The organism is Burkholderia sp. SRS-25 (assembly GCF_004343765.1).
GTDB lineage: Bacteria > Pseudomonadota > Gammaproteobacteria > Burkholderiales > Burkholderiaceae > Burkholderia > Burkholderia contaminans.
The window spans coordinates 25,862-38,745 of sequence record NZ_PTXM01000043.1 but is presented as its reverse complement, the minus strand read 5'-3'; the positions used below and the strand labels follow the sequence as shown (position 1 = coordinate 38,745).

Here is a 12,884-nt window from a genome sequence, read left to right as displayed (position 1 = left end):
GCGGCTCGTGGGCGTGGGGGGTGTGGCGGTTGGGGTCGCGGTCGCTGGGTGGGGGGGGGTGGGGGGGGGGGGCGCGCCCCGGGGCGGGGGGCGGGGGCGGGGGCGTGCAGATTCCGCGGGTGGGCGACGAGGTGGTGGTCGATTTTCTTAATGGCGACCCTGATGAACCGATCGTCACCGGACGTGTTTTCAACGGCGAGAAGATGCCGCCGTGGGGGCTGCCGGGCAGTGCGACGCAGAGCGGGCTGTTGTCGCGGTCGTCGCCGGGTGGGACGACCGACCACGCCAATGCGTTCCGGTTCGAGGACAAGAAGGGCGCCGAGCAACTGTGGATGCATGCCGAGCGGAATTTCGATGCGGAGACGGAGCTCGATCATTCGCTGTCCGTCGGGAACAACCATACGCATACGGTCGGGAACGACGAAACGATGCAGGTGAAGAACAACCGGCAACGGAGTGTGGGGCAGAACGAGACAGTCAATATCGGGCAGAACCGGGTCGCGCAGATCGGGGCGAACGAGACTCATGGGGTGACGGGGAATCGCAGCGTGTCAGTCGATGGCAACAGTTCGCATACCGTGACCAAGGGGAATCACAACCTGGCGGTGATCGCCGGCACGCACGACGTCTTCGTCGAGGGGAACAGCACGCATGTCGTCGGTACCGGGTCGTATGCGACGAAGGTCAATACAGGAAGCCATTCCGTCGACGTGGCCCAAGTCGCTTCATTGGCGGCCGGGAAGTATATCGACATGGGTGCCGGTCAGAGCGGCGTGTCGATCAACAAGGAGAACGTCGGGGTTTCGGTTATCGGTGAAGGCAGCGAGATCGGCGTTGGGGTGACGGGATATGGCGGTGGCGTCGCCATAGCCGGATACAACAAGGGCGTAGGCATCGTCGGCTATGTTGAAGGTGTCTCGATCTATGGTGAGAACGACCTCAATCTCGCTGGAAAAACCACTGCGAATCTTCAAGCCCCGACCGTGAACATCAATAACGGACAGGGCAGTTGCGTCGTCAATATCGATGCGACGAAGATCGTTCTGGCAACCGGCGGTGGCTCGATCACGCTCGACGGATCGGGCGTGACGATCCAGGGGACGATTGCCCACATCAATTGATTTCGACGGGTGCCTGCCGGTCACGCAATTGCATTCGAAGCATAGGAGACATTTGATGGGAAACGAATCGGATCAGATGACGGTCGACGAAGCGCTCGAAGCGGAAACGGTCGAGGCGTTGCGTCGGTTGTTCGCCAACGATGCGACGCTGGATCGCACGCCGCCTGCCGACAGTCGCGAATCGTCGACGGTGATCGGCGAAGTAACCGATACGCACCATCCCGACGCGATGGGGCTCATTCGCGTGAAGTGGACGTTGCCGGACGACGCCACACACGAACGCTGGCTCGATTGTGTCGACGGCGTGAAGCCCCGCATCGGCGATCGCGTGTTGCTGCAATCGCCGGCGAACTGGCCCGAGTACCTGATCGCCGGGCTGTTGACGCGAAAAGGGCACGGTGAACCCGTCGAACCGACGGTCGAACCTGCGATGGCACTTTCGCTTGAAACCGACAAGTGCGTGCAGATCGCGGATGCGTCGGGCTGCCCGTTGCTGCAGGTGCGGGCATCGCCTGACGGGCCTGTCGTGACGTTGCTGAACCGGAACGTCAATATCGAGGTTTCCGGCAAGCTGCGGCTGAGCGCGCAAACGCTCGAACTGGAGGGCGGGCGAGGCGGTGTCGATATCCGGACCGAAGCGGACACCGTCGTGCGCAGCCGGTACGTTCGCCTGAACTGAGAAGGCGGCCCGACGTCATGCATCGTGAATTCTCCGCCATCGAATCGTCGCTCGAAGCGTTCATCGATCAGCCCGATGACCCCACGCTGTTGATCGAGGCAACCGACAACGACCTCGTGCCGGTTCTCAAGATGATGCAGTCGCTCGACGAGCGACTCGGCGATGCGGTTTTCCTGAATTTTCCGTTTCCTTGCGACTCTGCCGACGCGTATCTGCAGACATGCATGGAAGCACTTGCACGTCAGATCGACGAAGCGAGCAGCGCACGTATCGAACGTGGCGAATCAGGCTGGCCACCGTTGCCGCTGACCTGCACCGACCCGAGGCGCGCGCCGACGGCACGGTTCCGCGATGCCGTCATGCACGTTCGCACGCTGATGGCGGAAGGCACCAAGGTCGTATGGGCATGGTTGCCGTCGCCGATGGGCGATTTCGGCGGCTTTGCGAAGCTGGTGCTGCAATGCCTGGCGCTGAACGGCTTTGAAGAATGGATGGAAGGACATCGGTTCTGCATCCGCGACGACCGGAAGCACCCGTGCCTGATTCCGCTCGCGCGCGAGAAGAAGGCCGAGCACGTGCTGATCTTGCCGGTAGATTTCTCGTCTGAAAAAGCGACCCGCCACCTGGTCGACATCGCAAACGATGCGGTGTATCCGATCGAGCAGCGCATGGGGGCCTTGCTGCAGATTGCCGGGATCGATCTTGCGCATGGCAGATTGCCCGAAGCGCAGCGCAAGTACTACGCGCTCTTTTCCTTCCACGCTGAGCGCAAGGATGCGACGGGCTGCGCAGTGGCATTGCACGGCCTCGGCGATGTGGCGTTGCGCCACGGGTCGCCGCGCGATGCGAAGGACTGGTATGTGCGCGCGCTGCCGGCTGCGCTCGATGGCCGGAACCTGCTGGTCGTGCTGAATGCGCTGATGGCAACGGGTAGCTGTTGCAACACGCTCGGCGAGCATGCGAAGGCGGCGACTTATTTCGATCTCGCGAGCGGTGCCGCCGGCAGGCTGATGCTCGTGCACACGAAGATCGAGGCGATGGAGAAGGGCGGTGTCGCGCTGCTGGCATGTGGCCAGGCGGCGGAAGCCGCGAAAAGCTGGATTGCCGCGAAGGGATTGTGCGAAAGGTTCGCCTGCGAACGACAGCGCATTTCCCTCCTCGATCGACTCGTTTCGCTCTATGGGAACGCCGGCCTGAAAACCGAGGCGAGGGCGTATGAACTGGAGAAGGATCCGCTTTACATGACTCGCCTCCGTGGAATGGTCGCGCCGACGGTACACGATGCGATGGCCGGGTACGAACGGGCTCGCCAATGAGTGAATTTGAAACCCGGCTGACGCGCGCATCGGCGCCTGCGGAGAGCCATTCAACGCCGTCGGAGTCGAAGGTCGACACCGCATGCGACTCACTGCTCGGCACGGTCAAGTCGACGTTCGATCCGTTCAAGGAGACCTTCTCGTCGGAAGGCGGCACGCTTCACCACGTCAGCGAAGCCGTGAACTCGCTCGCGTCGTTGCAGGGCATGCCGTCGCAGTTACTCAACACCGGCATTGCGCAGATCCCGCTGCTCGACAAGATGCCGGGGATGCCGGCGGCCACCATCGGTGTTCCGCATCTCGGTACGCCGCATGCGCATAGTCATCCGCCGAGCAGCGGCTTTCCGTTGCCGAGCGTCGGGGCAACCATGGGCAGTGGATGTTTGAGCGTGCTGATCGGGGGTATTCCTGCGGCACGCGTGCTGGATATCGGTATTGCACCGACGTGCGGCGGGATAACGCCGTACTTCGACATTCAGACTGGCTCGAGTAATACGTTCATCGGCGGGATGCGTGCTGCGCGCATGGGAATCGACATGACGCGGCATTGCAATCCGATGGGGCATGTCGGGCACTCGGGTGGCGAAGCGGCGAGCGCTGCGGAGAAAGGCGGGGAGGTGGCGAGCGAGGCTGCTCAGGTGTCTGGTCGGGCAAAAGCCTTGGGGAGGGCCGGGAAGGCGTGGCGGGCGGGTAATGCGGCGGTCGGGCCGGCGTCAGGGGCGGCGACTGCTGCCGATGACGCCTCACAAGGGGAGATTGCGGCGGCCGCGATGATGGCCGCGCAGACGGCTGCTGATCTCGCGTTCATGATGCTCAGCAATCTAATGGGAAAGGATCCGGGGATCGAGCCGAGTATGGGCACGCTGCTCGCCGGCGATCCAACAGTGCTGATCGGCGGGTTTCCGCTACCGGACTCGCAGATGATGTGGCACGGCGCCAAGCACGGGATCGCGAAGAAAGTCAAAACTCGGGTGGCAACCCGACAAAAGGCGGCTGCGCCGTGCCGGAACGGGCATCCTGTTGACGTCGTTAGAGGCACGGCGGAGAACGAGTTCGTCGACTTTCATGAGTCCACCCACCCCGGATTCAGCTGGGGGCGTTTCTACTGCAGTGCTTGGCGCGACCAGGACGGCGCAATTGGCTACGGCTTCCGTCATAACTTTCAACACGAGTTGCGCCTATTTCGCACGCGGGCCGTCTATGTAGATTCACTGAATAGGGAATATCAGTTTCCGAGAAACCAAGGTGGACACTACTCTGGCGCGTTTGGAGGCTACAGGCTGACGCAGCGGGATGACCGCAGATTCACGATATGGCATGAAACGGCCGGTATCTTCGACTTCGAACGCCATCAAGCAACAGGCTCGCTAGTTCGACTGGTCGGCCATGCCAAGGGCAGTGTGAGGAGCGAATTCCGATATGACGTAACGGGTGTATTGAGCAGCATTTCACTAGCCAATGAAGACGGGCAGGCATGGCGTCTACTTCGTTTCGTGTACGACAATCAAGGCCACATCGTACAGGTCATGATGACAGGTACCGATGGCATCCGTCGATGCATCGCACGGTATGCATACGATTCCCATGGATGCCTGTCTGCGTCTACGGATCCGCTTGATGCGGTGATGTCTTACGAGTATGACAACCGGCGAAGGATGGTTCGCGAAACAGATCGCAACGGCTTTTCCTTTATCTACCGATACGATGCTGAAGATCGCTGTGTCGAGACGGCAGCTCAAGACGGCTTATGGCGCGTCACCTTCGATTATCAACCAGGGCGTACCGTTGCCACGCACGCGGACGGTGGAATCTGGACGTTTCAGTACGACAATTCGCAAACGGTAATCCGTATCCTGGATCCCTATAGTCACGCGGTGGATCGAGTGACTGGTGCAGACGGACGCATTCTGATCGAGGTCGATGCCGTTGGTCGCGAACTAAGATGGGTCTACGACAATCTTGGTCGCTGTATAGGCCGCATCGATCGCTGGGGTAACTGCTGGCCCCCCAGTTCGCAGGTACCGGTGAGGCAGAGTCCCAAAGAGCACATGCTACCTGCCACATCGCTCGATCAGCAGTGGGGGGCAGTTGAACCTCACCGGCTGCCTGCGACGTTGCTCTTGCCGGTCAGCATCGAACGGTATGCCACGTTACTGTTCAGCGCGACAGCATCCAATCCGATGCGCTCCCGTGAGGAGCACGACGCTGCCGGGCGAATGGTGATTCGCGAGAGGGCGACAGGAGGCACAGACCATCTGGAGCGCGATGCCGTCGGCAACGTCGTTCGGAAGCGCGATCAGGGCGGCAGCGAATATCGCTACAACATAACGTCATGGAATCTGTACGAAAGCGCCACTGATCCGCTCGGCCATATCACCCGGTACCGCTATTCGAACAAGGCCAATATTTCAGCGGTCATTGACCCCGCCGGCAACGAAAGCCGATATGAACATGATTTACGAGGACGACTCGTTCGCGTTACGCGTCATCACGACATACGCGAAACCTACAAATACGACGGCGGAGATCGGCTCGTTGAGAAGTGCGATGCAACTGGCGAGTGGCTGTTACGCTTCGAGTTCGGCGAAAACGGATTACCGAGCAAACGGCTGTTGAGAAGCGGAGAAACGCATTACTACCAACACGATACCCAGGGAAATTTTACAAACGCATCCACTGATCGATTCGAGGTCACCCTGAAGTGGGACGCGTTCGGTCGAATTGTTTCCGACAAACGCGACGGGTTCGGCGTCGAGCATCAGTACGAGAAAACGAAGCGCTTGAGTACCGTCTGGTTTGAACGCTTTTCCGTCTCCTACGAGTCGGATGGTGCTGGCGAAACCGTGATTCGAACTCAGACAGGCAGCACGCACCGGATCACCCGTTCATCTGATTTCCATGTGCTCGTGCAGTTAGGAAATGGTACAAATGTTCTGCGTCGTTTCGACACCAATGGCAAGTGTGAAGGCCGTATGGTGTGGCGTGGCAAGGCTCATGCGGCCATGGAAGCGACACATTACGCATACAGTCCGACCGGCGAGTTACTCACCGTCACAAGCACGTCGGGAGACGTGATTGAATACCAGTACGATGCGGCACATCGACTCATTCGCGAGGAGCGAGCGGGGTGGCCGGCACGACGGTTCGCCTACGATCAGGCGGGAAATCTGATCTCGACACCGGAATACGAATCGATCCGTTATAACGAGGGGAACCGTCTGGCTGCTGCGTCGGCAACACGATTTCACTACAACAACCGAAATCACCTTTCGGGGCAAGTCGATGAAAGCGGCACTCACACAATCTACTCATACAACAGCATGGATTTGCTGACACGTGTCGAGTGGAGCAACCGAGCTGACACGTGGACAGCAGACTATGACGGACTTTGCAGGCGAATCTATCAAGATTGCGGAGAGGTTTGTACGTTTTACTATTGGGACAATGATCGTCTGGCGGCGGAAATTCAACCCGATGGGCCTGTGCGCCTCTATATTTATGGAGATGATTCTGCGATTTTGCCGTTCATGTTCATCGACTATGAGTCGATTGATTCAAATCCAGAAGAAGGAACCGAGTATTTCGTGATTGCAAATCAGGTAGGTATGCCTGAATGGATAGAGAGCGACAACGGCGAGGTCGTGTGGTACGCGCAAAGCATCGATCCATATGGCCAGATCGAAGTACGGCCCGGCAATACGATCACCTACGACTTGAGGTTTGCTGGCCACCAATACGATCAGGCGACGGGACTGCATTACAACCGGTTCCGCACCTACAGTCCCGTCTTGCGGCGGTACCTGCAATCCGACCCGATCGGTCAATCGGGTGGTGTGAATGTCTACGCCTATAGTGCAAACCCTCTTGTCCAGGTCGATGTGCTTGGATTGTCATGCGATCCGCCTGCTGGCAAGGCTGCCGAAGGCCCAGAAGGGCACCACGTCGAAGATGAACCGGTTATCGTTGAAAAAGACGAACACGGCCAATATATATCAACTGGAAAATTGTTTCCCCGATACCCGATACGTCCGGGTGCATTTTTCCCGAAAGATCTCATCAACGTCCCCCAAAGTGAGCGCCCCGAATTTGACAAGGCACGCAAAGAAGCAGACAAGATGAGCGTAGACCTTTACGATGCCCTCGGCGAATATGACAAAAGAAACGTGACGTTACTGCCGTTTATTTTCAGAAAGAAAGACGGCTCATACCATATTGGCATTGCTGCGAGCCAGGAATGGCCAGAATTACAAAAAGGACTAGATCAAAGTGTTTTCAGCAAATTGGAAAACATCTCCAAGGGGCATGTTATCGTCACCGATACGGAGAATATTCCTGCTCCTGAGTCCTTTTACCGAGTCGTCAACTACAAGGACCCAGAGACCACCGACCACCACGCGGAGCAACGAGCGCTGCGTTGGGCGGACGCACAACAGGACATCGCAGGATGTGCCTATTTCGCACCGACGCTGCCTGTGTGTGAGGGGTGCCTGCAAGCCATCTATAAACGCATTCCCCCCGGCAAGGAAAAATTTGACCCTGATCATCCCAGCACTCCCGCCATTTCGGTGAAAGGACAAAAGAGCGTTTTTCATAAAGACGATCCGCATCCCAGCAAGATAAAAATAAATGAACTCAGCAAGAACAAGAAAAATGCCTTGCCACGGGGGATCATCGACGATAACGCCAAGGAAGAGGCCATCAATGATCTCTTTGCAGGAACTCTCGACAGCAACGGAATACCGGACAAGTCGAAGGTGCTTGCCGGGCTAGGGAATGTCGCAAAGAAGTGGGATCTCCGAAAGCCCGCACTGAAAGGCTGGGCTCAACGGGAGGGAGCCGCCCTCGAGGCTCTCGCGGGACGAACAGATGAAGAAAAACAGAAGAAAAAAATGCCGGACGACAGCACACTTAAAGCGGCCGCAAAGAAATGGGAGGTAAAGGAGGAACAACTGAAGACCGTCGTTAGAAAATTTCTGAAAAAAACAACATGACGATGCAAGTCTGTCGTGGTGATCGCATGAGTCCGTATCGGATGAACCAATCGAGTCGGTGCGGTCGTCAAAAGATCACAGAAGCGCTTCGAAGGATAGACGCCCCAGGGAAGGATCATTTACATTTCTCAATTTGACATAACGTGAATTATCAACATACCTGACGTAGACCACAAGTTCAGATGTCGCGTTTCCGCTAAATAAAAATTTCGCGTCGGGCGGCCCGGCCTTCATGCCGATTGGAGTCTCGACTCAGTGTGTTATCGGTTGCCCCAGCGGTTGGAAGCCATGCGTAACAGCGCTGCATTGGCTGCACGCAGATCGAACAGTTCCGCATCGAAACCGGGGCCGATCCAGTTTCGGTAACGCGCTGCCTGTTCACTGTCCGGATCGCGGGATAACGTATCCAGGAACGCCTCATAGCCCCTTGGGCCGCCCACGTCCTCCGGCGGGCAAGCACGAGCGCCGTCAATGACTTGGGCTTCTCCCCACGGTTCGCTCTCGACCGTTTCCATCTTCTCGACCACGACGTTGTGATTCCAGCCGTCCCCGAAGTCGTATCGATAAATGAAGCGCGAACCTGGCTTCAGGACCGTCTGCAGACGAATCTTCCGGTCGTCGGCAGTCGTGCCGGGGTCAGCGAAGTCCATCACGTCATCGACCTCGAACATGGCGTAGGTCATGCCGTCGATCAGGAAGTCGTGCAGATGGGAGTCTTCCCACCCGAAAGCTGCCTGCAGAATATGATGCAACTTGCGCAGAGATTCGGTTCCTTCGACTTCGATCCGACGCCAGATCGGCGGATCAATGTGTTGAAGTGCCGCATTGAGCGTCAGGCGCTGGAACGATTTCGGCATTTGATCTCCGGAGATCTGGAATCTGCACATACGTGTTGATTATTATCGCCCTACGCTGATCCATCAGGATCTGCTTGATTTGCGATGATCTATTAATCCGTTTTAACTACGCAAAACAATAAAGATCAGCCACCTCGACAGTCCCGTCCGTCCTGCTGAGCCGACATGATCGGCAGCCACCATCCGCCGCACCCGTCCCTCGTCGACTGCGACAATAGCGCTGCTGAATCAACTCGAGGTGTCGATGGAACTCAGGCAACTGCGCTATTTCGTCTGCGTCGTGGAACACGGCAGCATGGGCAAGGCCGCGCTGGAACTGGGCGTGGTGACGTCCGCACTGAGCCAGCAGATCAGCCGGCTCGAGAGCGAGTTGTCCACGCGCCTGCTGCAACGCACCTCCACGGGCGTCGTTCCGACGGACGCCGGCCTTGCATTCTGGAGACAGGCGCAACTCGCGTTGCGCCACGTCGACGATGCGGCGCTTGCCGCTCGTCAGGCGCGCCTGTCGGGACACGTGAGCGTCGGGCTTGCGCCCAGTACGACCGGCGTACTCGGACTCGCGTTCATGCAGGCGATGCGACAGCGCTATCCGGACGTCCGGTTGCGCATGGTCGAGAGCCTGTCGGGCTATCTCGGCGCGATGCTGAGTGCGCGGCAAATCGACCTGGCGATCCTGTTTCGTGAAGAACCTGCACAGCGCTGGAGCGTGATGCCGTTGCTCGACGAGCATCTGTTCGTGATCGGCGCCCCCGGCCTGCCGGGCATGCCCGCCGGGCCGCAGGTCCATCTGGCAAACCTCGGCGCCCTGCCGCTGATCCTGCCGAGCGGCCCGCATGGCCTGCGCGCATTGCTGGATGTCGCATTCGCCCGCACCGGCTTCACCCCGCACATTGCCGTCGAAGTCGACGGCCTCGCGATGCTGATGGATGCGGTGCGCGGCGGACTCGGCGCGACCATTCAACCGGGTGCGGCGCTCGCGCGGCTGGAAAACGCCGCGCTCGCGAGCGTCCCGGTCGCGGACGCCCAGGCGACGAGGCCGAACCTGATCGCGAGCGTCTCCGACGACGAGTTGTCGCCCGCCGGGCTCGCCGCGCGGGTCGTCCTCGCCGACGTGGCGCGCGAGATCGTCGCAGCTGGCGGGTGGCCCGGCGCCACGCTGCGCGAGCCGCCTCTTCACAAAAACTGAAGACGTGTTGCCGCTGCGCTGATGGCGGCAAGCGAGACCAATCCGTAGAGTGCGTCTCAAAGGAGACAACTCAGATGGTCGATGTTCTCGTAATCGGCGGAGGCAACGCGGCGCTGTGCGCCGCATTGATGGCGCGCGAAGCCGGCGCCTCGGTGCTGCTGCTCGAAGCGGCACCGCGCGAGTGGCGCGGCGGAAACTCCCAGCACACCCGCAACCTGCGTTGCATGCACGATGGCCCGCAGGACGTGCTGGTCGGCGCCTATCCGGAAGAAGAGTACTGGCAGGACCTGCTGAAGGTCACGGGCGGCATCACGAATGAGGCGCTGGCCCGGCTCGCGATTCGCGCGTCGGCGAACTGTCGCTCGTGGATGCGCGCACATGGCGTGCGCTTTCAGCCGCCGTTGTCCGGCGCACTGCACGTGGCGCGGACCAATGCATTCTTCATGGGCGGCGGCAAAGCGCTCGTGAACGCGTATTACCGCAGCGCCGAAGCGCTCGGCGTACAGATTCGCTACGACACGCCCGTTGACGCCATCGAGCTCGACGGCGAACGTTTCGTCGCCGCGCGTAGCGGGAGCCGGCGCTTCGAGGCGCGCAGTTGCGTGCTGGCGGCGGGCGGCTTCGAATCCAACCGCGAATGGCTGCGTGAAGCGTGGGGGCAAAACGAGCGTGGCGAGTGGCCCGCCGACAATTTCCTCATCCGCGGCACGCGGTTCAACCAGGGCGTCCTGCTCAAGACCATGCTCGAGGCCGGCGCGGATGCGATCGGCGACCCGTCGCAGTCGCATTGCGTCGCGATCGACGCACGCGCGCCGCTCTATGACGGCGGCATCTGCACGCGGATCGATTGCGTATCGCTCGGTGTCGTCGTCAACCGCGATGCGCAGCGCTTCTACGATGAAGGCGAAGACTTCTGGCCGAAGCGTTATGCGATCTGGGGCCGCCTCGTCGCGCAGCAGCCGGGGCAGACCGCCTACTCGATCATCGACGCAAAGGCCGTCGGACGCTTCATGCCGCCGGTATTTCCAGGCGCCCGCGCCGATTCGCTGCCGGAACTCGCGAGCCGGCTGAACCTGCCCGAACGTGCGTTCGTCGAGACGCTGCGCGCGTACAACGCCGCATGCCGGGCAGGCACGTTCGATCACACGACGCTCGACGACTGCCGCACCGAAGGCATCCTTCCCGCGAAAACCCACTGGGCGCGCCCGATCGATACACCGCCCTTCTTCGGCTACGCGCTGCGTCCCGGCATCACGTTTACGTATCTCGGGCTCAAGGTCAACGAGCGCGCGCAGGTCCACTTCGACGGACGGCCCAGCGGCAACCTGTTCGTTGCCGGAGAGATGATGGCCGGCAACGTGCTCGGCAAGGGTTACACGGCGGGTGTCGGGATGTCGATCGGCACCGCGTTCGGCCGTATCGCGGGCACCGAGGCGGCGAAGGCCGCGCAAACGAGCGGAGTTCAACGTGCACAATATTGAAGAACACCTTCGCGACGCTCACGCGCTCGCGCCCGTCGACCGGCCGTCGAAACGCGCGAGCGGCGCCGCCGTGATTCGCATCGTGCCCGTCACCGACCACGAAGCGGAAGTCGCGCGCCAGATGCAGATCTGCAATGCGTGCCGCTACTGCGAAGGCTTTTGCGCGGTCTTTCCTGCGATGACGCGCCGGCTCGAGTTCGCAAAGGCGGACGTCAACTACCTGGCCAACCTGTGCCACAACTGCGGCGCGTGCTATCACGCATGCCAATATGCGCCGCCGCACGAATTCGCGGTGAACGTGCCGAAGGCGATGGCGCAGGTCCGCGTCGATACCTATGCCGAGTATGCGTGGCCCGCCGCGATGGGCAAGCTCTACCGTCGCAATGGCCTGACCGTCGCCCTCGCGCTGGCGATCGGACTGGCGCTGTTCCTGATGCTCGGCGTCGCGATGCACGGCTCGCTGCTGCATGGCCCGTCGGGCGGCCGTTTCTATGCGGTCTTTCCGCACAACCTGCTCGCCGCGATGTTCGGCGCGGTGTTCGGCCTCGCCGTTCTCGCGCTCGGGGTGGGCGTGACGCGTTTCTGGCGCGACGTGTCGTCGGGCACGGCAAGCATGCCCGCGGTCGCCGAGGCGGCGAAACACGCGCTCGCGCTGACCTATCTCGACGGCGGCCACGGCGACGGCTGCAACGAGGCGGACGATGCGTTCACGCTCGCGCGGCGCCGGTTTCACCACTTCACGTTCTACGGCTTCATGCTGTGCTTTGCCGCCACGCTCGTGGCGACCTTCTATCACTACGCGCTGGACCTGCACGCGCCGTACGCGCTCCTGAGCCTGCCCGTGCTGCTCGGCACCGCCGGCGGAATCGGTCTGCTGATCGGGGCCGCCGGCCTCTTGTGGCTCAACCTGCGCCGCGACCCCGCGCGGACCGATCCGGCACAACGGCCGATGGACCGCGGCTTCATTGCGCTGCTGATGCTCGTAAGCGCGTCGGGGCTGGCACTGCTCGCGTGGCGCGACAGCAGCGCGATGGCGACGCTGCTCGCCGTTCATCTCGGCATCGTGATGGCGCTGTTCGCCACGTTGCCGTACGGAAAATTCGCCCATGGAATCTTCCGCTGCGCGGCGCTGCTCAAGTCGTCGATCGAAAAGCGCCAGGCCGACCGCCTTCAGCTCGGCTCGGACTGAATCGGGCCCTACGAAACAGTCCGGCTTCCGGGCCGCTTCGCACAATACATCCAACGGAGACACC

General features: G+C 60.6%; 8 protein-coding genes. 7 read left to right on the top strand and 1 reads right to left on the bottom strand.

The window, feature by feature from the left end; genetic code table 11:
• The first annotated feature begins 20 nt into the window (after positions 1-20).
• The 4 genes from C5O79_RS38900 to C5O79_RS37200 all read left to right on the top strand — a co-directional run bounded on the left by C5O79_RS38900 (position 21) and on the right by C5O79_RS37200 (position 8,107).
• Positions 21-1,121: a phage baseplate assembly protein V gene (locus tag C5O79_RS38900; protein WP_276321217.1), complete on the top strand. Its 1,101-nt coding sequence runs from the start codon at positions 21-23 to the stop codon at positions 1,119-1,121.
• A complete protein-coding gene (locus C5O79_RS37210; protein WP_131932287.1) occupies positions 1,105-1,800 on the top strand; it encodes a hypothetical protein in 696 nt (231 codons plus the stop codon). Before C5O79_RS38900 ends, C5O79_RS37210 begins: the two co-directional genes overlap by 17 nt.
• Before the next feature lie 131 nt (positions 1,801-1,931).
• Entirely contained in the window at positions 1,932-3,116 is a 1,185-nt protein-coding gene (locus C5O79_RS37205; RefSeq protein WP_165935661.1) for a hypothetical protein, read from the top strand.
• Positions 3,113-8,107, top strand: a complete 4,995-nt coding sequence (locus C5O79_RS37200) for an RHS repeat-associated core domain-containing protein (protein ID WP_131932285.1) — start codon at positions 3,113-3,115, stop codon at positions 8,105-8,107. Before C5O79_RS37205 ends, C5O79_RS37200 begins: the two co-directional genes overlap by 4 nt.
• Before the next feature lie 260 nt (positions 8,108-8,367).
• Here C5O79_RS37200 and C5O79_RS37195 read toward each other — a convergent pair whose 3' ends face one another.
• Entirely contained in the window at positions 8,368-8,964 is a 597-nt protein-coding gene (locus tag C5O79_RS37195; RefSeq protein ID WP_046547851.1) for a plasmid pRiA4b ORF-3 family protein, read from the bottom strand.
• A 244-nt stretch (positions 8,965-9,208) separates the two neighbouring features.
• Between C5O79_RS37195 and C5O79_RS37190 the strand changes: the two genes are divergently transcribed.
• From C5O79_RS37190 to tcuB, 3 genes are all read left to right on the top strand, one after another.
• Positions 9,209-10,150, top strand: a complete 942-nt coding sequence (locus C5O79_RS37190; RefSeq protein WP_046547852.1) for a LysR substrate-binding domain-containing protein — start codon at positions 9,209-9,211, stop codon at positions 10,148-10,150.
• Positions 10,151-10,224: 74 nt separating this feature from the next.
• Positions 10,225-11,631, top strand: coding sequence for an FAD-dependent tricarballylate dehydrogenase TcuA (gene tcuA / locus C5O79_RS37185; protein WP_122475864.1), 1,407 nt, complete (start codon positions 10,225-10,227; stop codon positions 11,629-11,631).
• Complete coding sequence (gene tcuB, locus C5O79_RS37180; RefSeq protein ID WP_122475866.1) at positions 11,618-12,820, top strand: tricarballylate utilization 4Fe-4S protein TcuB; 1,203 nt, start codon at positions 11,618-11,620, stop codon at positions 12,818-12,820. Before tcuA ends, tcuB begins: the two co-directional genes overlap by 14 nt.
• Positions 12,821-12,884: the final 64 nt, after the last annotated feature.

Bases quoted from the DNA above. Each gene is read 5' to 3' on its own strand.
- C5O79_RS37205 (WP_165935661.1), top strand. From the start codon at position 1,932: ATGATGCAGTCGCTCGACGAGCGACTCGGCGATGCGGTTTTCCTGAAT.
- C5O79_RS37200 (WP_131932285.1), top strand. From the start codon at position 3,113: ATGAGTGAATTTGAAACCCGGCTGACGCGCGCATCGGCGCCTGCGGAG.
- C5O79_RS37195 (WP_046547851.1), bottom strand. From the start codon at position 8,964: ATGCCGAAATCGTTCCAGCGCCTGACGCTCAATGCGGCACTTCAACAC.
- C5O79_RS37190 (WP_046547852.1), top strand. From the start codon at position 9,209: ATGGAACTCAGGCAACTGCGCTATTTCGTCTGCGTCGTGGAACACGGC.
- tcuA (WP_122475864.1), top strand. From the start codon at position 10,225: ATGGTCGATGTTCTCGTAATCGGCGGAGGCAACGCGGCGCTGTGCGCC.